The 19,482-nt window shown below is 66.4% G+C and carries 23 protein-coding genes; 18 read left to right on the plus strand and 5 right to left on the minus strand.

The window, feature by feature from the left end:
- Positions 1-2: 2 nt before the first annotated feature.
- Positions 3-1,202 carry a cell division protein FtsZ gene (gene ftsZ, locus KM295_RS05275; RefSeq protein ID WP_256028840.1) on the plus strand — a complete coding sequence of 400 codons (1,200 nt, stop codon included), beginning with the start codon at positions 3-5 and terminating at the stop codon, positions 1,200-1,202.
- Between the two features lie 116 nt (positions 1,203-1,318).
- Here the strand turns inward: ftsZ and ncsA are convergent, their stop codons facing one another.
- Entirely contained in the window at positions 1,319-2,305 is a 987-nt protein-coding gene (ncsA, locus tag KM295_RS05280; RefSeq protein ID WP_256028841.1) for a tRNA 2-thiolation protein NcsA, read from the minus strand.
- Between the two features lie 97 nt (positions 2,306-2,402).
- Here ncsA and KM295_RS05285 point away from each other — a divergent pair, with 97 nt between their 5' ends.
- From KM295_RS05285 to KM295_RS05295, 3 genes are all read left to right on the plus strand, one after another.
- Positions 2,403-3,068: a DUF7095 family protein gene (locus tag KM295_RS05285; RefSeq protein WP_256028842.1), complete on the plus strand. Its 666-nt coding sequence runs from the start codon at positions 2,403-2,405 to the stop codon at positions 3,066-3,068.
- A gap of 67 nt (positions 3,069-3,135) precedes the next feature.
- The gene (locus tag KM295_RS05290) at positions 3,136-3,900 is read left to right on the plus strand and encodes a nucleotide-binding protein (protein WP_256028843.1); all 765 of its coding nucleotides are present in this window, start codon (positions 3,136-3,138) and stop codon (positions 3,898-3,900) included.
- Complete coding sequence (locus KM295_RS05295; RefSeq protein ID WP_256028844.1) at positions 3,897-4,424, plus strand: DUF8054 family protein; 528 nt, start codon at positions 3,897-3,899, stop codon at positions 4,422-4,424. Before KM295_RS05290 ends, KM295_RS05295 begins: the two co-directional genes overlap by 4 nt.
- 181 nt (positions 4,425-4,605) lie before the next feature.
- On the opposite strand, the gene KM295_RS05300 is transcribed toward KM295_RS05295, so the two are convergent.
- From KM295_RS05300 to KM295_RS05310, 3 genes are all read right to left on the minus strand, one after another.
- On the minus strand, positions 4,606-4,917 hold the full coding sequence (locus tag KM295_RS05300) for a PAS domain-containing protein (RefSeq protein WP_256028845.1): 312 nt from the start codon (positions 4,915-4,917) through the stop codon (positions 4,606-4,608).
- A gap of 136 nt (positions 4,918-5,053) precedes the next feature.
- Positions 5,054-5,509 carry a 2'-5' RNA ligase family protein gene (locus KM295_RS05305; RefSeq protein ID WP_256028846.1) on the minus strand — a complete coding sequence of 152 codons (456 nt, stop codon included), beginning with the start codon at positions 5,507-5,509 and terminating at the stop codon, positions 5,054-5,056.
- Positions 5,510-5,545: 36 nt separating this feature from the next.
- Positions 5,546-5,725 carry a DUF7554 family protein gene (locus tag KM295_RS05310; RefSeq protein WP_256028847.1) on the minus strand — a complete coding sequence of 60 codons (180 nt, stop codon included), beginning with the start codon at positions 5,723-5,725 and terminating at the stop codon, positions 5,546-5,548.
- A gap of 94 nt (positions 5,726-5,819) precedes the next feature.
- Between KM295_RS05310 and KM295_RS05315 the strand changes: the two genes are divergently transcribed.
- The 10 genes from KM295_RS05315 (at position 5,820) to argF (ending at position 15,766) form a co-directional block, all read left to right on the plus strand.
- Positions 5,820-6,497: a DUF7345 domain-containing protein gene (locus KM295_RS05315; RefSeq protein ID WP_256028848.1), complete on the plus strand. Its 678-nt coding sequence runs from the start codon at positions 5,820-5,822 to the stop codon at positions 6,495-6,497.
- Between the two features lie 279 nt (positions 6,498-6,776).
- Entirely contained in the window at positions 6,777-7,976 is a 1,200-nt protein-coding gene (locus KM295_RS05320) for an argininosuccinate synthase (RefSeq protein WP_256028849.1), read from the plus strand.
- A 3-nt stretch (positions 7,977-7,979) separates the two neighbouring features.
- Positions 7,980-9,476 carry an argininosuccinate lyase gene (gene argH / locus KM295_RS05325; RefSeq protein ID WP_256028850.1) on the plus strand — a complete coding sequence of 499 codons (1,497 nt, stop codon included), beginning with the start codon at positions 7,980-7,982 and terminating at the stop codon, positions 9,474-9,476.
- Positions 9,477-9,637: 161 nt separating this feature from the next.
- On the plus strand, positions 9,638-9,820 hold the full coding sequence (gene lysW / locus KM295_RS05330) for a lysine biosynthesis protein LysW (protein WP_256028851.1): 183 nt from the start codon (positions 9,638-9,640) through the stop codon (positions 9,818-9,820).
- Between the two features lie 99 nt (positions 9,821-9,919).
- Positions 9,920-10,783, plus strand: a complete 864-nt coding sequence (gene lysX, locus KM295_RS05335) for a lysine biosynthesis protein LysX (RefSeq protein WP_256028853.1) — start codon at positions 9,920-9,922, stop codon at positions 10,781-10,783.
- Entirely contained in the window at positions 10,780-11,823 is a 1,044-nt protein-coding gene (argC, locus tag KM295_RS05340) for an N-acetyl-gamma-glutamyl-phosphate reductase (RefSeq protein ID WP_256028855.1), read from the plus strand. The genes lysX and argC overlap by 4 nt, the downstream gene beginning before the upstream one ends.
- Positions 11,820-12,641 (plus strand): acetylglutamate/acetylaminoadipate kinase, encoded by an 822-nt coding sequence (locus KM295_RS05345; protein ID WP_256028856.1) that lies wholly within the window; start codon positions 11,820-11,822, stop codon positions 12,639-12,641. Before argC ends, KM295_RS05345 begins: the two co-directional genes overlap by 4 nt.
- A 13-nt stretch (positions 12,642-12,654) precedes the next feature.
- Positions 12,655-13,782 carry an aspartate aminotransferase family protein gene (locus KM295_RS05350; protein WP_256028857.1) on the plus strand — a complete coding sequence of 376 codons (1,128 nt, stop codon included), beginning with the start codon at positions 12,655-12,657 and terminating at the stop codon, positions 13,780-13,782.
- Positions 13,779-14,873, plus strand: coding sequence for a [LysW]-lysine hydrolase (locus KM295_RS05355; protein ID WP_256028858.1), 1,095 nt, complete (start codon positions 13,779-13,781; stop codon positions 14,871-14,873). Before KM295_RS05350 ends, KM295_RS05355 begins: the two co-directional genes overlap by 4 nt.
- Positions 14,870-15,766 carry an ornithine carbamoyltransferase gene (gene argF, locus KM295_RS05360; protein WP_256028860.1) on the plus strand — a complete coding sequence of 299 codons (897 nt, stop codon included), beginning with the start codon at positions 14,870-14,872 and terminating at the stop codon, positions 15,764-15,766. The genes KM295_RS05355 and argF overlap by 4 nt, the downstream gene beginning before the upstream one ends.
- Positions 15,767-15,813: 47 nt before the next feature.
- Here argF and KM295_RS05365 read toward each other — a convergent pair whose 3' ends face one another.
- Complete coding sequence (locus KM295_RS05365; protein WP_256028862.1) at positions 15,814-16,080, minus strand: thioredoxin family protein; 267 nt, start codon at positions 16,078-16,080, stop codon at positions 15,814-15,816.
- A 94-nt stretch (positions 16,081-16,174) separates the two neighbouring features.
- Here KM295_RS05365 and KM295_RS05370 point away from each other — a divergent pair, with 94 nt between their 5' ends.
- The 4 genes from KM295_RS05370 (at position 16,175) to KM295_RS05385 (ending at position 19,459) form a co-directional block, all read left to right on the plus strand.
- Positions 16,175-16,336, plus strand: coding sequence for a preprotein translocase subunit Sec61beta (locus tag KM295_RS05370; protein ID WP_256028863.1), 162 nt, complete (start codon positions 16,175-16,177; stop codon positions 16,334-16,336).
- Between the two features lie 302 nt (positions 16,337-16,638).
- On the plus strand, positions 16,639-17,130 hold the full coding sequence (locus tag KM295_RS05375; RefSeq protein WP_256028864.1) for a helix-turn-helix transcriptional regulator: 492 nt from the start codon (positions 16,639-16,641) through the stop codon (positions 17,128-17,130).
- A gap of 125 nt (positions 17,131-17,255) precedes the next feature.
- On the plus strand, positions 17,256-18,464 hold the full coding sequence (locus KM295_RS05380) for a sensor histidine kinase (protein ID WP_256028865.1): 1,209 nt from the start codon (positions 17,256-17,258) through the stop codon (positions 18,462-18,464).
- A 197-nt stretch (positions 18,465-18,661) separates the two neighbouring features.
- On the plus strand, positions 18,662-19,459 hold the full coding sequence (locus KM295_RS05385; RefSeq protein ID WP_256028866.1) for a DUF7260 family protein: 798 nt from the start codon (positions 18,662-18,664) through the stop codon (positions 19,457-19,459).
- Positions 19,460-19,482: the final 23 nt, after the last annotated feature.

Below are 19,482 nucleotides of genomic sequence, written 5' to 3' on the forward strand. Positions count from 1 at the left end.
CGATGCAGGATATCGTCAACTCCGCGCTGGAGAACGCCGAGGCCGAAAAGCGAGAGATGGACGCCACGACCGAAGACGACGAGTTCGGCGACCCCCGAATCGTCATCATCGGTGCCGGCGGTGCCGGCAACAACACGGTCAATCGGCTGTACAACATCGGCGTTGAGGGCGCCGAGACTATCGCCATCAACACCGACAAACAGCACCTGAAGATGATCGAGGCCGACACGAAAATCCTCGTCGGCAAGTCGCTGACCAACGGGCTCGGTGCCGGTGGCGACCCCTCGATGGGCGAGCGTGCGACTGAGATGGCCCAGGGGACGATCAAGGAAGTCCTCGGCGAGGCCGATCTGGTCTTCGTCACGGCCGGGATGGGCGGCGGCACCGGTACCGGGGCCGCACCGGTCGTCTCGAAGATCGCCAAAGAGCAGGGCGCGATCGTCGTCGGGATGGTCTCGACACCGTTTAACGTCGAGCGGGCCCGCACTGTGAAAGCCGAGGAGGGACTCGAGAAACTCCGCAACGAGGCGGACTCGATCATCGTCCTCGATAACAACCGCCTGCTGGACTACGTCCCGAACCTCCCGATCGGCAAGGCGTTCTCGGTGATGGATCAGATCATCGCAGAGACCGTCAAGGGCATCAGCGAGACGATCACCCAGCCGTCGCTCATCAACCTCGATTACGCCGACATGACGTCGATCATGGATCAGGGCGGCGTCGCGGTCATGCTGGTCGGGGAGACCCAGGACAAAAACAAGACGAAAGAGGTCGTCAGCGACGCGATGAACCACCCGCTTCTCGACGTCGACTACCGCGGTGCGTCGGGCGGGCTGGTCCACATCACCGGCGGTCCGGATCTCACCCTCAAAGAGGCAGAGGGGATCGCACAGAACATCACCGAACGGCTCGAAGCCTCCGCGAACGTCATCTGGGGTGCCCGTATCCAGGAGGAGTACAAGGGCAAGGTCCGCGTCATGGCGATCATGACCGGCGTCCAGTCGGCACAGATCCTCGGGCCGACGACCCAGAAACAGGCCGACGCCTCCCGGCAGGCTATCGAGGGCGTCGAGGACGGCGACGAGTTCGGCTCGACGCGTTCGGAGGGGTCGACCGGAACGACCCGGGACTTCGGCGTCGGCGAGACCGACGGCGGTCACTCGGAAGTCGAACAGAACAACGGTATTGACGTAATCCGATAAGTCAAATATATAATATTACTGAATCGGCCTTTGTTCGGTCTTTTTGTTGAAAAGTACTCTACAAATATTCTTACATATCTGGTGTAAACACGGTGTATGACGGATGACTGACGCCGTCAGTCGTCGCCCGGGAGTTCGCCGCCGACGGCGTCGACCAGCTCGCACTTCCGGCAGACTTCGCTTTTTGTCGGTGCGCCGCACCGGTCGCACTCGTTTTCAGACCCGCCCGTCCCGTCGTCGCGGTAGGTCTCGGCGGCCAGTTCCGCGAGCTTTTCGTACCCGGACATGATCGAGTGTCTGGTCCCCGGGTGTCCGTCCTCGAGTTCGTGGATGTGTTCTTGGATCTCACCGCGGTAGGCTTCGCTGGCGTGGGGACACTCGGCCGTGTGCGCCGGGAGGTCCCTGAGGTGCGCATAGAGAGCCACCTCCTTTTCGGGGACGTCCCGGAGCGGCTTCGCCCGCGGGACGAACGGGTCGTCGTCGATCTCCCGATCGTCGAAGCTTCCCAGCGAGGCGTCGAAGTGCTTGGCGATCTGTCGGACGTCGCCCGACAGCAGGTTCATCATCGCGGTCTGGGCCTCGTCGTCGAGGTTGTGTCCCGTCAGCAGTTTGTCGGCCCCGTACTCGTCGGCGTATCTCGAGAGCGCGTCCCGCCGGAAGACGCCACAGTACGCACAGGGGGCCATCCCAAGCGGGTCCTCCTCGGCGACCGCGTCCATCTCGACGCCGTACTCCTCGTCGTAAGCCACGACTTCGTGTTCGATAGAGAGGGCGTCGGTGAGTTCCAGACACGCCTGTAGCGAGGCGTCGCGGTATCCCTCGATCCCCTCGTGGATCGTGAGCGCGACGAGTTCGATGCGGGGGTCGTCCTCGAACGTCTCTTCAAGGACCTGGGTGAGGACGACGCTGTCTTTCCCACCCGAGAGGCCGACGAGCCACGTTTCGGGGTCCTCGGGCGTCGGCCCGTCGGACAACATTCCGTCCTCGCGGATCCGCCGTCGGATGCGGGTCTCGACGGATCGGCGGAAGTGTCCCTCACACAGGTGAAGCCCGGAGTAGGCGGCGTGCATGACGGCTGTCTCGCCACACTTGTCGCACTGCATCACCGGTGACTTGCCGGTTCTCGCGGATACGGGTTTCGACTCCACACGCGCCGGACCTCGGGAAGCAACTGTTTTGCGTGATGCGGTATTACCCTGGATGATGAGCTACAGCCGATCGGAAGCCGTCTCCCGGCTCCGGGACGTCGTCGAGACGATCGAGACTACCCCGATGCCGGTCCCGGTCCGGGAAGTGTGGGCCTTCGGGGACGTCGTTCTCGGCAAGGACCCGATCGACCGGCTGTGTGTCTATCTCACGAAAGACCTCCTGTTGAGGGATGCCCCCGACCGCGAAGCCGACTTCGAGGCCGAACTCGGCGTTACCGGCGTCGGCAAGACGGTCTCGGCGGCGTGGGCCGACCGGTTCCCGGAGCACGTCCGGGCGAACCGAAACGGCCACGCGGCTCCCGAGAAGTGTCTGGCGGCGCATCTCTTCGAGGACGACGAACCGGTCCACCTCGAGGTCTGTAACACCGGCTTCGAGAACAACGTCACCCAGCGGCTGAAGGGTGCCCGCGCCCGCGAGGACTACACGCAGTTGCTCGACCCCCGGGCCGCCTGTCTTTGGGTCGACACCGACGACGGCGGCCGGACGAGCACGGAGGCGTTCCGCAAACTCGAAGCCGGGGCGTTCGTCTTCCCGACGCTTCCGGCCGCCTTCGAGACGCTCGGGATGGACCCCGACGAAGCGGAGACCGCCGCCGAAACGCTCCGTGCGTCCCGGACCGAAGCCGGCGGTGTCAGCGTTCGGGGCGACGTGGTCTGATCGATCCGGCCGTCGACCGGCCGCCGACCCGAACCCTTATATCCGAAACCGGTACAACCGAAACCAAATGGTCGAGGCGTTCGCGGTCGCCTCCGGGAAGGGCGGGACCGGCAAGACGACGAGCACGGTCGCGTTGGGGATGGCGTTGGCCGACCGCTACGACGTGACGGTCGTCGACGCCGACACTGGGATGGCGAACCTGCTGTTTCACGCCGGTCTCGCCGACGTCGAGACGACGCTGCACGACGTCCTCGTCGAGGGCGGCGTTCCCGTCGCGGAGGCGACCTACGACCGGTTCGGGATGTCCGTCGTCCCCTGCGGGACGTCGCTTGCGGCCTTCGAGGCCGCCGAACCGGATCGGCTGCGCGAGGTCGTCGCCGAACTGGCCGCAGACACGGACGTCCTCCTGCTCGATTCGCCGGCGACGCTGAACTCCAAAAGCGCCGTCCTCCCGATCGTGCTGGCCGACCGCGTCGTCGTCGTGCTCAACCCGACGGTCCCGGCCGTCTCGGACGGGCTGAAGGTCCAGGAGTACGCGCTGTCGTACGGCTCGGATATCGCGGGGACGATCTTCAACCGGGCCCGCGGGGATATCGAGGATATCACGGCGAAGGCCGACCGGTACTTCGAGGGGCCGACACTGGCGACGGTGCCCGAAAGCGACGCCGTGCAGGCGGCCAGATCGGAGGGCGTTCCGCTGTTTGCCCACGCGCCGGACTGTCCCGCCGCAGACGCGTTCCGGACGGCGGCCGAACGGCTGTCGCCGAACGACGGTGACGCCGACGCCGTCGCCGAGCGGTTCCGCACCGCCGTCATCCCGGACCCGCCATGATCCCCGAGGGGGAACTGCTCCGCTCGCGGGTGCTCACGGACCTCTCGCCGGCGCTTTCGGACGTGCTCGACCGGCGGCTCGACGGGTACGCGCTGCTCGCTTCGCGACACTCTCTGCTCGGGGACGGCGACGAACGCGGCGTCATTACCTTCGAGGCCGGGGTTCCGGCGCTCGCGTACCACGCCGGGACGGACCGGGGCGGTCCGCCGGCGCTTTCGGATCTCGGCCCCCCGCCGTACCAGTTCGAGTTGTACGCGCTCGAGGCCGACGCCCTCGAGTTTCCGCATCGGGCCGACGAATTACGTGTTCGACCCGGTGCGGTCGCCGAGCGGCTGGCAGACGATCCGGCGCTGGCCGACCGGACGCGCGAGGCGGCCGGCGAGGCCGTCGGGCGAGGACGCGAGGACTCGATCGAGGCGTTCCTGGAAAACGAGGCGGCGATCGAGGACATCAGACAGTCCGCCCGCGAGGAGGCGCTGGATCGGGCCACAGAGTGGGGCTTCGCCGACGCGGTCGGGGAGTGATCGCTTCTCGGGGTCGACGCGAGTCATCTCTCCCCACGACGTATCGCCCTGGGGGAACCGGACGACCCCTTTCGAGGCGACCGCCGCTTTCCACCGCCGATAGAGGACGTTCTCGACGACGCGGTAAAACAGGATTCCGGCGATGTCCCGCGGCGGGGTGTATCGGCGGAAGCCGTACGCTTCACAGAACGCACTGAGCCGGGATATGAGCGACCCGAGACCGACGGCGACGGTGACGAAGAGCGTGAAAACGGGACGTTGAGCGACCCGAGACCGAAGCGCAGACCAGCCCCCGCTCGAGGAGCTGTTCGAAGGTCTCCCCGAGGAGGGTGTCGCGATCGATGTCGAGGAACGTCTCGATCGCCTCGGTGACGAAGACGACCGTCCCGTCCGGATCGAGGACGAACACGCCGTCGGCCAACGACTCGACGATCGATCCGTAGCGGTCCGAACGATCACCGCTCGTCCCGTCCGCCGGTCCGCCGGCTGTCATCCCTTCGAACCTCTGTTCATACGAATGCAGCGCGTAAACCAACGGGTTTAGCCGTGGGGTAGCTTATCACTGTATTCTACCGAGATCGAATCCCCACTAAGGATTTCCGCTTATATGTCAACTCCGCGGTGGAGATTCAAACCGGCAGCGAGATCCGGGCCGTGGGCTCGCGGTACGGCCCGGCCCACACCAGCAGCGAATCGACCGTCCAGGTGATCGACCCGCCGGTGGCCGCGCCGGCGAGACGGTCCGCGTCGCCGCCGCGGGCGATCGTGACGTGGGGATCGTAGTCGTCGCCCTCGAGTCCCTCGATCGGCTCGGTGACCGAACAGAGTCGCTCGTGGAGCGCCAACAGCGCCGGCGATTCGATCCGTAGATACGCGACCGGACCGTGGCCGGTCTCGGGCTCTCTGAACAGTTCGACGCCGGCGGTTCTGGCCGCGAACGGCGCCGTCCCCTCGAGAGCCCGCCTGATCCGGCGAGCGAGCTTGTCGGGATCGCCTTCCCCCAGTCGTTTGACCACGAGGGTGTGTCGGTCCCGCGGTGTCGCTTCGAAGCAGTCGGTCGCCAGCCCGCGGGCGAGTCGGGACACCTCGGCGGGGACGGGAACGTTACAGCTGTACACGCTTCAGATGTAATCGAGGAAGTACGCGAGGATAAGGACGACGATCACGACCGCGACGAGCGGGCTGATCGACGCGAGGATGTCGATGAACAGCCCGATGATCTGGAGGGCGAGCAGGACGACGACGAGTATCAGGACGAGCTTCAGCAGGTCCTCGACGTCGAGTTTCCCACCGGTGTGCATACCGGTCGCTGGGATCGGAGGACGCAAAAACGCTGTGGCCACCCCGCCGGGCCCGATCGGTCGGTTTTTGAGGCACCGTCGCAACGTTCCGGTAATGAAGCTTCCCGTTCGGGCTCTGCTGGTTCTCTGTATCGTTGCCCTCTTTTCGGGGCTTTCGGCCGGAGCGGTCGCCGCGGCCGAGGCGGACGATCGACCCGCCGGTGGCCAACTCGTGATCGAACTCGACACGAACGGCGACGCCGACGTCGTCTTCACCGACGAGTTCGATATCACCGACCCACAGCAACGGGCGCTCTTCGAGGAACTCCGCGAGAACGAGGAGTTCAGACGGGCGGCGGCGGGACAGGTCCGCGGCAGCATGCAGTCGGTCTCCGAGCGGGTCGCCGAGGATCTCGACCGCGAACTGGTGATCGGTGAGGTAACCGCCGAAACGACGGTCGACGGCGAGACCGGGACGGTCGCCTACGGGTTCCGCTGGGAGAACCTCGCAACGCTCGAAGACGAGCGGATCGTGCTGTCGGAGCCGTTCTCGACGTACACCAGTCTGGATCGGGAACTCGTCGTCGTCGCCCCCGACGGGTACGAACTCGCGAGCGTCTCCCCCGAGCCGTCCCGACAGGAAGACGCCGTCGCCAGGTGGCCGGGGCTGACAGAGTTCGGCGACGGTTTCGAGATCGTCGCCGCTCCCGCCGAGACGCACGGTGACGGGTCGATCGCGATCGGGACCGCGGCGCTGTTGCTCTCGACGCTTTTTTTCGCCCGGGAGCGGTGACCCCCCTATGGGTCGTTTGACCCCCCGCCGGCCGGCGTACGGCACCGTTCCCCACGGAGGCGGCGTTCCGCAAGCGTTTAGTACTGTTCTGCGGATAGAGACGAGTACATGAAAGAGCCTCACCGCGACGCGACCGACGATAGCGGTGGGTTCGTTCTTCTCCCGCGACCGCGACGACGGGCCGCCAGGCCCGAATAGATCCCCATCCACCGTCGCGCTCGCTCCGATTTCCGACGATGACCGTCCGGCCGACGGTCGCTTTCAGAACCCAAACCACCAATGTCAGATACCGAACGCGTCGCGCTCGCCTTCTCCGGCGGGCTCGATACGACCGTCTGCGTACCGCTGCTCGAAGAAGAATACGGCTACGACGAGGTCATCGGCGTCACCGTCGACGTCGGCCAGCCGACCCCGGAGTTCGAGGAGGCCGAGGAGACCGCCGAGACGCTGGATCTCGAACACTACGTCGTCGACGCCAAAGCCGAGTTCGCCGAGCTGTGTTTCGACGCCGTCCGCGCGAACGCCTCCTATCAGGGGTACCCGCTGGGGACCGCGCTGGCCCGGCCGGTCATCGCCGAGGCGATCCTCGAGGTCGCAACGGAGCAGGGCTGTTCCGGGCTCGCTCACGGCTCGACCGGCAAGGGCAACGACCAGCTCCGCTTCGAGGCCGTCTGGCGCGATTCGGACCTGGAGGTCATCGCGCCCGTCCGGGAACTCGGGTTGACCCGGGAGTTCGAACAGGAGTACGCCAGAGAGCGCGGCCTGCCGATCGAGGGCGGCGACGAGGGCAAATACAGCATCGATACGAACCTCTGGAGCCGATCGATCGAGGGCTCGGAACTCGAGGAGCCGGGCTACGTGCCGAGCGAGGACATCTACGAGTGGACCGAGGCACCGACCGCCGAGACCGAAGAGATCGAAGTCGGCTTCGAGGACGGCTACCCGGTTTCGTTGAACGGCGAAGCGATCGAGCCGGTCGAACTCATCGAAACCCTCAACGAACTGGCCGGCGGGTACGGCGTTGGTCGTTCGGACATCATGGAGGACCGCATGCTCGGGCTGAAAGTCCGTGAGAACTACGAGCATCCCGCCGCGACGGTTCTTCTGAACGCCCATTCGGCGCTTGAGGACCTCGTGTTGACGAAAGAGGAGCGTGCCTTCAAAAAGCAAATCGATCACGAGTGGTCCGAGAAGGGCTATCAGGGGCTCGTGAACGCGCCGTTGGTCGACGCACTGGAGGGGTTCATCGAGAAGACCCAAAAGCGCGTGGCGGGTACCGTGACGATCCGCTTCGAGGGTGGACAGGCCCGCCCGGTCGGCCGCGAGTCGAAATACGCCGTCTACTCCGCGGAGGCGGCCTCGTTCAACACCGAGGACGTCACCGGCAGCATCGAACAGGACGACGCGACCGGCGTCGCGAAGTACCACGGGTTCCAGGAACGTCTGGCCAACCGCGTTATCGAGAACAACGAGGAATAACCGATGTCGGGCGAGGGCGACGGCGGAACGGACGGTTCGGACGCGGGCGACGAGGCGGGCGACGTCGTCCGCCGCGACCGCTTCAGTGGCGGGCCGGCCCGCGGCTTTCTCTCGAGTCTAGCGGCCGACGAGCGCATCTTCGCGGCCGATCTCGCCGTCGATCGGGCTCACGTCGTGATGCTCGACGAACAGGGGATCCTCGAGCCGGCTGACGCGGCGGCGATCCTCGATGCGCTCGACGACATCGAAGACGCCGGCCACGGCGCACTTTCCGACGGCGAGGACGTCCACGCGGCGATCGAGACGGCGGTCATCGAGCGGATCGGCGAACGCGGCGGCCGGATGCACACCGCCCGCTCGCGCAACGACGAGGTCGCCGCCTGTATCCGCTATCGGCTGCGCGAGGACGCCCTCGACGCGATCGAGGCGACCCTCGAGGCCCGCCGGATGCTCGTCGACGTCGCGGCCGACCACACCGAGACGGTGATGCCGGGCTTTACGCACCTCCAGCCAGCCCAGCCGACGACCGTCGCTCACTACCTGTGTTCGTACGCCTCGGCGCTGGCCCGCGACACCGAGCGGCTGTTCGACGCCTACGACCGGATCAACCGCTCGCCGCTCGGGGCGGCGGCCTTCGCGGGGACGCCGTTCGACATCGATCGTGAGCGGACGGCCGCCCTGCTGGGCTTCGAGGGGCTGGTGGAGAATTCGATGGACGCCGCCTCCGCGCGGGATTTCCTCGTGGAGACGACCGCCGCCGTCGCGGCGCTTTCGACGACGCTGTCGGGGCTGGCGGAGGATCTGGTCGTCTACTCGAAGGCCGGCTACGTCGAGTTGGACGACGCCTACGCCTCGACGTCCTCGATCATGCCCCAAAAGAAAAACCCCGACACGATGGAACTCGTCCGCGGGACTGCGGGCGATGCGGCCGCCGGGCTGGGCGGGCTGTTGTCGATACTGAAGGGGCTCCCCAGAGCCTACAACCGCGACCTCCAGCGCGCACACACACACGCGTTCGAGGCAATAGACGCGGTAACCGAGGCGACGAGCGTCGCCGCCGGCGCGGTCGCGACGGCCGAGTGGCGGACCGACGCCCTCGCGGCCGCCGCCGGGGAGGGCTTCTCGACGGCGACCGGCGTCGCGGATCTGCTCGCAGCCTCGGGGGTTCCGTTCCGGACCGCCCACGAGGTGGTCGCCTCGGCGGCCGAGCGTGCGGGCGAGACAGTCACGTACGCCGATCTGGATTCGGCGGCCGAGGCGGTGCTCGGCGATGGGCTGGCCGCCTACGCCGACCGTGACGCGGTCGCCGACGCCCTCGATCCGGTAGAGAGCGTCCGGTCTCGCGACTCCGTCGGCGGCCCGGCGCCCGAGACGATCGAGGGGAGCCTCTCGACTCTTCGTGGCGGCATCGAGGCCGACCGGGGGACGCTCTCGACGCGGCGGGACGCCCTCGCGGACGCCAGAGACTCCCTCGAAACGGAGGTTGCCCGCCGTGTCTGACCGTCGACCGACCCGACAAAGCTAATAACATATATCTGACATACAGCTGAATTTAATCGCTAAAAAGCCCTTTAGGGTCCGCTAGACTCCAGTATCGGTTATTAATTTCATTTGATAAGTTCGAAGCTTTTAAGTGGGTTCACAACCGAGTATCCGGTACAATGGCAGACGAAACTATCACCGCGGAAGACCCCATCACGGGCGAGGAGATCGAGATTCCCGGCGACGTCGAGGTCGGCGAAATCATCGACAGCCCCATTACCGGGGCCGAACTCGAGGTCGTCTCGATCGATCCGATCGCCCTCGAGGAAGCCCCCGAACTCGAAGAGGACTGGGGGGAGTAAGGCGATGGACGTCGGCACAGCCCGCCGTGTGAACACCGCGTCCGGGTCCGGGTCCGGGTCCGCGTCGCGGAGCAGCCGCCCGAAGACGGGTGAGTCCGCGTGAACGTCGGCGTCCTCTACTCGCGTATCCGCCGCGACGAGAAACTGCTGTTGAGCGAACTCCGCGATCGGGGTCACGAGGTCACCAAGATCGACGTCCGGAAAGAGCGGTTCGGCGTCCACGAGCCCCCCCAGGCGTTCGACGGGGTCGATATCGTCGTCGATCGCTGTCTCGCCACCAGCCGCTCGCGGTACGTCACCCGGTTCGTCGATGCCTACGATCTGCCGGTGGTCAACGATCCGGAGACGGCGGCGATCTGTGCCGACAAAGCCCGAAACAGTCTCGTTCTCGCCGAGGCCGGGATTCCGACCCCGGCGACGGAGGTCACCTTCACCAAGGAGTCGGCGATGGAGTCCATCGAGGAGTTCGGCTACCCCTGCGTGTTGAAACCCGTCATCGGGTCGTGGGGGCGGCTGATGGCGAAGATCGACTCCCGCGATGCCGCCGAGGCCATCCTCGAACACAAAGAGACCCTCGGTCACTACGAGCACAAGGTCTTCTACATCCAGGAGTTCGTCGAGAAGCCCGGCCGTGACATCCGTGTGGTCGCCACCGACGGCGAACCGGTCGCGGCGATGGCCCGTTCGTCGGATCACTGGCTGACCAACGCCGCACGCGGTGCCGAGACCGAGGCCATCGAGATCACCGACGAGATGGCGGATCTCGTCGAGCGCGCCTCCGAGGCGGTCGGCGGCGGTCTGCTCGGCGTCGATCTGATGGAGACGGGCGATTCCTACACCGTCCACGAGGTCAACCACACCGTCGAGTTCAAGGCGCTCAACGAGGTCTCGGACGTCGACGTGCCGGCGACGGTCGTCGACTGGCTCGAATCGCGGGTCCGCGGCGTCGAGGTGACCGCATGAGCGGACCGCACACCGCAAGCGTCGTCGGCGGGAGCGGCTTTACCGGCGGCGAACTGCTGCGTTTGCTTTCGGGCCATCCGAACTTCGAGGTCGTCCAGGCGACGAGCCGGGGCTACGCGAACAAGACCGTCGGCTCCGTCCACCCCAACCTCCGGGGGCGCGACCTCCGGTTTTCCTCGCCGGCGGATCTCGAGTCGGTCGACGTCCTCTTTGCGTGTACGCCCCACGGCGTCACGATGGAACGCATCGACGCCTTCCGGGAGGCCGCAGACACCGTGGTCGATCTGAGCGCGGACTTCCGGCTGGATTCGGAGGCCGAATACGACGAGTGGTACGACGGCCACGACCGCCCAGAACTCCTCGAAGAAGCCGAGTACGCCCTGCCGGAACTCAACCGCGAGAACCTCCCCGGCGCGGCGCTGATCGCCTCGGGTGGGTGTAACGCCACGGCGGCGATCCTCGGACTCAAACCGCTCTTCGAGGCCGATCTCCTCGCCGGCGAGGAGCGGATCGTCGTCGACGTGAAGGTCGGCTCCTCGGAGGGCGGGGCGGGCGGCGGCGAGGCCTCCTCGCATCCGGAGCGTTCGGGCGTCGTCCGGCCCTACGCGCCGACGGGCCACCGCCACGAGGCCGAGATAGAGGCCTTCCTCGGTACGGGGGTCTCCTTTACCGCCCACGCGGTCGATATGACCCGCGGGGCGTCGGCGACCTGCCACGTCTACCCGGAGGCGCCGGTCTCGACGGCCGATCTCTGGACGGCGTTCAGAGACAGCTACGCCGAGGAGCCGTTCGTCCGGATCGTCGCGGGCGGGTCCGGCGTCTACCGGTACCCCGAACCGAAGGCCGTCGCCGGCTCGAACTACGCCGAGGTCGGCTTCGAGGTCGACCCGAAGAACGGCCGCGTCGTCGTCTTCTCGGCGATCGACAACATGATGAAAGGCTCGGCCGGCCAGGCCGTCCACGCGGCCAACGTCGCGTTGGGCTTCGAGGAGACGGCCGGCCTCGGGTTCGAGGGGCTACACCCGGTGGGTTCGCCATGACGGTCGTCGTCAAGATCGGCGGCGCCCGCGCGGTCGACCCCGAGGGCGCCCTCGCCGATATCGCGGCGCTGATCGACGGGGGGACCGACGTCGCCGTCGTCCACGGCGGTTCGACGGCGGTCGACGACGCCTTAGAACGGATGGGTATCGAACCCGAATACGTCGAGACGCCATCGGGCGTCGTCGGCCGGTTCACCGACACCGAGACGATGGACGTGTTCAAGATGGCGATGGCCGGGCGGGTCAACACCGACCTCGTGACCGGACTGCAAAACCAGGGCGTCGACGCGGTCGGCCTCTCGGGCGTCGACGGCGGGCTGTTCACCGGCCCCCGGAAGTCGGCGGTTCGTGTCCTCGAGGACGGCAAAAGGAAGATCCGCCGCGGCGACCACTCGGGGACGATCGAGGACGTCAACGGCGAGTTGCTGGAGACGCTTCTGGCGGACGGGTACACGCCCGTGGCCTCCCCGCCGATGCTGGCGGACGACGGCGTCGCGGTGAACACCGACGCCGATCGCGCCTCGGCGGCCGTCGCGGCCGAACTCGGCGCGGCGCTCGTCTCGCTGACCGACGTTTCGGGCGTCTACCGCGATCCCGACGATCCCGCGACGCGAATCGACCGCGTCGGGACGCCCGAGGCGTACGAGGAACTGCAGGCGGCCGCCGAGGGCTTCATGAACCGGAAGGTGATGGCGGCGACCGAAGCGCTCGAGGGCGGCGCCAGCGGGGTCGTGATCGCCGACGCCAACGCGGAAGAACCGATCCGTTCGGCCCTCGATGGCGCCGGAACGCACGTTTTTCCGGACGCGCTCGAATGACACTGATACAACCATGAGCGGCTTCGTCTTCTCGGAGAAACCGATCCGCATCGACCGTGGCGAGGGAGTGTATCTCTACGACACGAACGGAACCGAGTACCTCGATTTCGGCGCGAGCTACGCCTGTACGCCGGTGGGACACTGCCACCCCGAGGTCGTCGACGCGGCGACGGGCCAACTCGAGGAGCTGTTCTACGTGCAGGCGTCGTACCCCCACGCGGCTCGAACGGCGCTGTACGAACAGCTGGCGAGGGTCGCGCCGGTCGATATCGACAACGTCTGGCTGTGTAACTCCGGCACCGAGGCCAACGAGGCGGCCCTGAAGTTCGCCCGCCACGCGACGGGGCGTTCGAAGATCGTCGCGACGACCCAGGCGTTTCACGGCCGGACGATGGGGTCGCTCGCGGCCACCTGGAAGGACGAGTACAAGGAAGGGTTCGGCCCGCTGGCCGACGGTGTCGAGTTCGTCGAGTACGGCGACAGCGAGGCGATGGCGGCGGCGGTCGACGACGAGACCGCCGCGGTCATCATCGAGCCCCTGCAGGGCGAGGGTGGGATCAACCCCGTCTCGAAGAAGTATCTCCAGTCGGTTCGCGTCGAGACGGCGACCGCCGGCGCGGCGCTGATCCTCGACGAGATCCAGACCGGGCTCGGCCGGACCGGCGAGCTGTGGGCCGCCGACAAGTACGACGTCGTTCCGGATATCCTGACGACGGCGAAGGGGCTCGCGAGCGGGCTCCCGCTGGGGGCGACGCTGTGTCGCGATTGGATCGCCGAGGACGCCGGCAACCACGGCTCGACGTTCTCCGGCGGTCCTGTCGTTTCGGCCGCCGCGGGGGCGACGCTCGAGGTGATCGAACGGGAGGGTCTCCCCGCGCACGCGGCCGATGTCGGCGCCTACCTCCGCGAGGAGACCGAGGCCCGGCTCGGCGACGAGATCCGTGAGGTCCGGGGACACGGTCTCATGATCGGTATCGAGGTCAAGCGCGGCTCGAACCGGCTGTTGCGCGATCTCGCTTTGGAACACGGGATCCTGGCGCTGCCGGCAGGCCGGACGGTGCTTCGGCTGTTGCCGCCGTTGACCGTCGAGCGCGAGCACGCCGACGAGGTCGTCGACGCTCTCGAGGCCGTCCTCACATGAGCGAGACGGCCCCGACACTTCCGGCTGACACGGAGGCCCGCGAGTTACTCGAGGAACTCGTCTCGACCCCCTCACCGACGCCCGAGGAGACGGCATGTGCCGAGGTACTCGCCGATTTTTTCGAACGGAACGGCCGGACCGTCTTCGTCGACGAGGTCGGCAACGTCCGGGCGCCGGCCGACGACAGCGTCCTCTATACGTCCCACATCGATACGGTCCCCGGCGACATCCCGGTTCGGATCGAGGAGGGAGAGAACGGCCCCGGACTGTGGGGTCGTGGAGCGGTCGACGCGAAGGGGCCACTCGCCGCGTTGGCTGTCGCCGCCGTCCGGACGGGCGTTTCCTTCGTCGGCGTCGTCGGCGAGGAGGTCGACTCCCGCGGGGCGCGTCACCTCGTCGACGACCGCGATCCCCCGGAGGCTGTCGTCAACGGCGAACCCTCCGGCTGGGACGGAATCACGCTGGGCTATCGCGGCATCCTCAGTGGGACCTACATCTGTACCTCCGAGTCGGGTCACACCTCCCGTCCGGAGAACAACGCCATCCAGGAGGCCATCGCGTGGTGGTCTGCCGTCGAGGCGCGGTTCGGCGGAAGCAGCGTCGCCCGGGACGCCGACACCGACGTATCCGACGCGGCGGACGTCCCGATATTCGAGCGTGTGACCCCCAAGCCCGTCGAGATCGAGGGCGGCGTCTCCGAGGACGGGCTGGCCGTCGAGACGACGCTGGACGTACAGCTTCGGGTCCCACCGTCGTACACGACGGAAGACGTCAGAGAGATCGCGGACGGCGAGTTGACGGCGGGGACGGTCAACTGGACGGACGCCGTCGAGCCGACGATGCAGAGTCCCCGCACGCCGGTCGCGCGGGCGTTCCGGGTCGCGATCCGCGAGCAGGAGGGCGACCCCCGGCTCCTACGGAAGACCGGAACGGCCGACATGAACATCTACGCCGAGGCGTGGGACTGTCCGGTGGTGACCTACGGCCCCGGCGATTCGGACTTCGATCACGCCCCGAACGAACACCTCGAACTGTACGAGTTGGATCGTGCGGTCGCGGTGCTCGAAACGGTTGCGGAGGAACTGGCATGAACTTCCTGAACATCGACGACCTGACACGAGAACAGCTCGAAGACGTCCTGACCCGGGCGGTCGATCTCAAAGAGCGGACCGCCCGCGGAAAGACCGCCGATGCGATGGCGGGTCGGACGCTGGCGATGATCTTCGAGAAGCCCTCGACGCGGACGCGGGTCTCCTTCGAGACCGGCGCGACACAGCTCGGCGGACACGCGATCTTTCTGGGCCCCGACGACATCCATCTGGGCCACGGCGAGCCGGTCAAAGACACCGCACGCGCCCTGTCGGGCTACGTCGACGTCATCATGGCGCGGGTCTACGACCACGAGGACGTCGTCGAACTGGGCGAGTACGCGACGGTTCCGGTCGTCAACGGGCTGACCGACGACGCACACCCCTGTCAGACGCTCGCCGACCTGTTGACGATCAGAGAACACTTCGGTGGCTTCGAGGACGCGACGGTCGCGTGGGTCGGCGACGGCAACAACGTCTGTCAGTCGTTCGTCCTCGGTGCCGCGGTCGTCGGGCTCGATCTCGTCGTCGCTACCCCCGAGGGCTACGGCGTCGACGACGCGATCCTCGATCGGGCCGCCGAACTCGGCACTGCCCCGGAAACGACAACCGACCCCGAGGCTGCCGTCGCGGGCACCGACGTCGTCTACACGGACGTGTGGGTCAGTATGGGGGAAGAATCCGAACGGGAAACGAAACTGGCGGCCTTCGAAGGGGCGGGCTTTCAGGTGACCGAGGAGCTACTCGGCGACCGGCTCCTGATGCACTGTCTGCCGGCCCACCGCGGCGAAGAGATCACGGACGCGGCGCTCGAGAGCGACGGTGCCATCGTCTGGGAGCAGGCGGAGAACCGCCTTCACGCACAGAAGGGGCTGTTGACGCATCTGCTGTCGTAGCCACTGGGGTTCGGGTTCGGGCTCGGGTTCCGCGCTTTCCCGTCCCGTCAGGCTCCTGCCTCGCCGAGCGCCGATTCGATGTCGTCGCGCTGGGTGACACCGACGAACCGCTCGACGATGCCGTCGTCGTTCTCGATGATGAGCGTCGGCAGCGATCGGACCTGATACTCGTTTGCGACGTCCTGCTGTTGGTCGACGTCGACCTTCTCGAACTCCACATCGGGGTACTCCTCCTCGAGCTCCTCGAGGATCGGATCCTGGGTCTTACACGGGCCACACCAGTCTGCGTAGAAATCTTTCAGCGTGACAGCCATAGCTACGGGTATCCGATCCGACCGCATAAGCGTTTTCCAAGCGGCTGGCGGGTCGTGTCGAAACGCTTACGCCGTCGCGGACGAACGGACAGGTATGAGCAGCGGTCAAAACTCCGGCGGGCTGATGTCCAGTGCGGGCCTCGTCCGCTATTTCGACTCCGAGGACAGCAACACGCCGACGATGGATCCCCGGACAGTCGTCGCCTTCGGCGTCCTGTTCGGCGTGTTCGTACTGATGTTGAACGCCCTGGCCTGACCGGATCGGCCCGGATCGATCGGATCCGTCGGCGTCGTATCGATCGGAGTTTCCTGATCCCGACAGCCCCTAGCCGTCGTTTTTTGACTCGACTGACGCCTCGGGATTTAATACCCAACCGATACGTCTGTCCCCGTCCCGGGGTGGCTTCGATCCGTTCTTCACTCGACGCGTCCCCTGCGGGCCGATTGCCTATTATAAACCTACCGGCCGGTATTCAGATCCTGAATCAGCTATTCGCGTTCTGAAACCGCTGGGCCCTTATTATACTCGTAGGGGGTGTTGGGGGAGATATGAAGCAGATGAAGTCACCGACCGAGATCGGAACCGGGACCGAAAGCGAGTCTATCTCCGTCGAGACGCTCCGTGAAGAACTCCAGGGCATCGACGACTCGCCGGAGCCGGGAACGGCCGTCTCCGAAACCGTCTCGGAAGTCGAAACCTCGCTTTTCGGCGCCGAACAGTTCTCCTACGACGAAGACCACATCAAATCCTCGCTCGACGAGCTGCTCGTCTCGCTGATCGCACTGCGGGATTCCGACACCCACGGCAAGCAACTGCTGGACGATCTCGCCGAGGAGTTCGACACCATGCTCAGCCCCGGTACGGTCTACCCCCGCTTGCACGAACTCTGTGAAAGCGGGCTTCTCGACCAGCGCGAACTCGTCAAAACCAAAGAGTACGTCCTTGACGATCCCGAGGACACCCGCTCGAAGGTCGCGGCCGCGGCCCGCCAGCACCTCGCGCTCGGGATGGTGTTCCGGGCCGCCCTCGAAGAGGGCGACTTCGAGTGAGCCGACGATGAGACATGCTGGTTCGGCCGCCGCCCCCCGGCCGGCCGCGACGGCGATGTCACCGATCCCGGAGGCGTGGCCAGTGCGACCGAACGTACCGGTCTACCACCCGAACGCCGCCTGATATGTCGAAAAACGAGGAACTCCTCTCGGTCGCGCGGGAACTGTTCGGCACGCGAACGGAGACCGAGGTTTACGACGTCGCGGTCCGGTCGTTGTTCCGTCTCACCGACGCTGACGAGTGTGCACTCGCCGTCCCCGAGGACGGCGACCTCGTGAGTCGGGCGAGCGTGACGGCCGGGGTCACCGGCGCTTCGGAGGGCCCTCTCGCCGACGAGCTCGGCCTCATCGAACGGGCGCACGAAAAAGAGGAGACGCTCGTCGTCGCGGATCCGGTCGAGGGCCCGTGGGGCTGGCAGTTCCACGATCCGGATGCCGAATCGCGTTCCGCCTCCCAGCCGACGGTGTCCTACCGATCGCTTCTGTGTACCCCGATCGAACCGACGGGGATACTCGTTGCCACCGCGAACCGTCCCGGCGCGTTCGACCGCGGGACGCGGCGAACGGCCGAGGGGATCGGCTCGCTCGCGGGGGCTGCCCTAGAGCAGCTTCCCTCCGGCGCGTCGGCGGCGACTGCGGACCCGGACCGTCTCGAGACGGCCGCCTCGACGCTCACACACGAGGTAATGGACAAGCTGATGATCGCGAACTGTCGGCTCGAAACCGCACGGGAGAACCCGGATCCGGAGCATCTCGACCGGGTCGCGGAGGTTCACGACCGTCTGGAGACGTTCGTCGAGGACATGGCTCAGTACCTACGGACCGGCGAGCGCATCCCCGAACCCGAACGGGTCGACCTCGGCACGGTCGCCGAGCGCGCCTGGCGTCTGGTCGATACACCCGAGATAGCGCTACAGCGTCCCGACGCCCTCGAGATCGTCGCCGACGAGGGGATGCTCGCGGACCTGCTGGAGAACCTGTTTCGGAACTGTGTGGAACACGGCTTCCCGGGCGGTCGACGCGAGTCCGACGGCGGGCGGGTCGTCCGTCTCGGACGACTCAAAGCCCGGCGGGGGTTCTACCTTGAGGACAACGGACAGGGAATAGACCCCGAGTACGGCGAGGCAGTCTTCGAATCGGGCGTCACGACGGCCGCCGACGGGTCCGGTCACGGGCTTTCTATCTGTCGGGACATCGCGACGGCCCATGGGTGGGAGATCGATGCCACCGACGGGGAGGACGGCGGGGCCCGATTCGAGATTACCGGCGTCGAGTTCGCCGGCGGCGGGGAACGGTCCGGCGAAGCGGTTCCGTCCTTCGAACTCGGCTCCTGATACTGTCGGCTATACTCTTCGGACATCCCCGTGCCCCGGTGACACGATTTATTACGGACGTATCGCCGACAGTGTATGCCCTCCGGGTCACGAGACCTATATAGCCGTACGTTTGACTCAATAGCTATCGATCCCGCTTCTCAGCGGTCTATACCCCAATTATAACCGGTTATACCCCGCCGCCGGGACGTTAAGATATGAACGCGAGTGGTTCGGACGTCTCGGCGGTCTCCGATCGGTTGCACGCGGCCGCGGACGAACTCCGAGGCGAGCGGCGACGGATCGCCGACGAACTCGAAGCGTTCGAGGCGTTCGAACGACGCGTTCGGTCGATCGATACGGCGACTGGACCGCCGGTCCCGGCGGGACAGCCCCGGACGATCGCTGCCGAAACGTCTTCGGCCGGTGGCGGCCTCGGTCGCGTCCGGGACGCCTACAAGGCGACAGTAATGAGCGTCCCCCACTACGACGAGGATTACGGCGACACGTACCGTCAGAGTCTCGCCGAGGAGTTCGCCCCCGACCTCGCCGCCGCGCTGACTGAAGGGACGACCTTCGACGAGCGGCGCAAGCGGGCCGTGCTGTCTGCGATCGCGGAGTCGAAAGCCTCCCGGACGTCGTTTCTGACGGACATCGACGCCGAACGGGACTCGATCGAGGGAGCCGTCGAAACGCTGTCGACGGTCGCCGTGGAACTCGAGGATCTGTCTGCGGTCCCGTTCGCGGAACGTTCTTTCGGGGCGCTCGACGCCTACTACAGCCGCCTCGCCGTCCTTGAGGACAAATGTGAGACAGTCTCCGAGCGACGGCAGGCGACGATCTTCGAGCAGCGGCGGACGCGATGGCTGCCGGCCGAGGTCCCCGACATCGCGGCGTACTTTTATCAGGACCTCGACGTCGAGTACCCGGTGATGTCGGCGGTCGCCGTCCTCTTCGGTGAACTCGCCGACCTCAGGCTGTCGATCGAACGCGCGATGGCGTGCTGTGACGAATAAACACCGCCGAACCCTTTTAATCG

This window comes from Natronomonas aquatica (genome assembly GCF_024449025.1).
GTDB lineage: Archaea > Halobacteriota > Halobacteria > Halobacteriales > Haloarculaceae > Natronomonas > Natronomonas aquatica.

Coding starts and splice junctions, on each gene's coding strand:
- ftsZ (WP_256028840.1), top strand. CDS start 3: ATGCAGGATATCGTCAACTCCGCGCTGGAGAACGCCGAGGCCGAAAAG.
- ncsA (WP_256028841.1), bottom strand. CDS start 2,305: ATGCAGTGCGACAAGTGTGGCGAGACAGCCGTCATGCACGCCGCCTAC.
- KM295_RS05285 (WP_256028842.1), top strand. CDS start 2,403: ATGATGAGCTACAGCCGATCGGAAGCCGTCTCCCGGCTCCGGGACGTC.
- KM295_RS05290 (WP_256028843.1), top strand. CDS start 3,136: ATGGTCGAGGCGTTCGCGGTCGCCTCCGGGAAGGGCGGGACCGGCAAG.
- KM295_RS05295 (WP_256028844.1), top strand. CDS start 3,897: ATGATCCCCGAGGGGGAACTGCTCCGCTCGCGGGTGCTCACGGACCTC.
- KM295_RS05300 (WP_256028845.1), bottom strand. CDS start 4,917: ATGACAGCCGGCGGACCGGCGGACGGGACGAGCGGTGATCGTTCGGAC.
- KM295_RS05310 (WP_256028847.1), bottom strand. CDS start 5,725: ATGCACACCGGTGGGAAACTCGACGTCGAGGACCTGCTGAAGCTCGTC.
- KM295_RS05315 (WP_256028848.1), top strand. CDS start 5,820: ATGAAGCTTCCCGTTCGGGCTCTGCTGGTTCTCTGTATCGTTGCCCTC.
- KM295_RS05320 (WP_256028849.1), top strand. CDS start 6,777: ATGTCAGATACCGAACGCGTCGCGCTCGCCTTCTCCGGCGGGCTCGAT.
- argH (WP_256028850.1), top strand. CDS start 7,980: ATGTCGGGCGAGGGCGACGGCGGAACGGACGGTTCGGACGCGGGCGAC.
- lysW (WP_256028851.1), top strand. CDS start 9,638: ATGGCAGACGAAACTATCACCGCGGAAGACCCCATCACGGGCGAGGAG.
- argC (WP_256028855.1), top strand. CDS start 10,780: ATGAGCGGACCGCACACCGCAAGCGTCGTCGGCGGGAGCGGCTTTACC.
- KM295_RS05345 (WP_256028856.1), top strand. CDS start 11,820: ATGACGGTCGTCGTCAAGATCGGCGGCGCCCGCGCGGTCGACCCCGAG.
- KM295_RS05350 (WP_256028857.1), top strand. CDS start 12,655: ATGAGCGGCTTCGTCTTCTCGGAGAAACCGATCCGCATCGACCGTGGC.
- KM295_RS05355 (WP_256028858.1), top strand. CDS start 13,779: ATGAGCGAGACGGCCCCGACACTTCCGGCTGACACGGAGGCCCGCGAG.
- argF (WP_256028860.1), top strand. CDS start 14,870: ATGAACTTCCTGAACATCGACGACCTGACACGAGAACAGCTCGAAGAC.
- KM295_RS05365 (WP_256028862.1), bottom strand. CDS start 16,080: ATGGCTGTCACGCTGAAAGATTTCTACGCAGACTGGTGTGGCCCGTGT.
- KM295_RS05370 (WP_256028863.1), top strand. CDS start 16,175: ATGAGCAGCGGTCAAAACTCCGGCGGGCTGATGTCCAGTGCGGGCCTC.
- KM295_RS05375 (WP_256028864.1), top strand. CDS start 16,639: ATGAAGTCACCGACCGAGATCGGAACCGGGACCGAAAGCGAGTCTATC.
- KM295_RS05380 (WP_256028865.1), top strand. CDS start 17,256: ATGTCGAAAAACGAGGAACTCCTCTCGGTCGCGCGGGAACTGTTCGGC.
- KM295_RS05385 (WP_256028866.1), top strand. CDS start 18,662: ATGAACGCGAGTGGTTCGGACGTCTCGGCGGTCTCCGATCGGTTGCAC.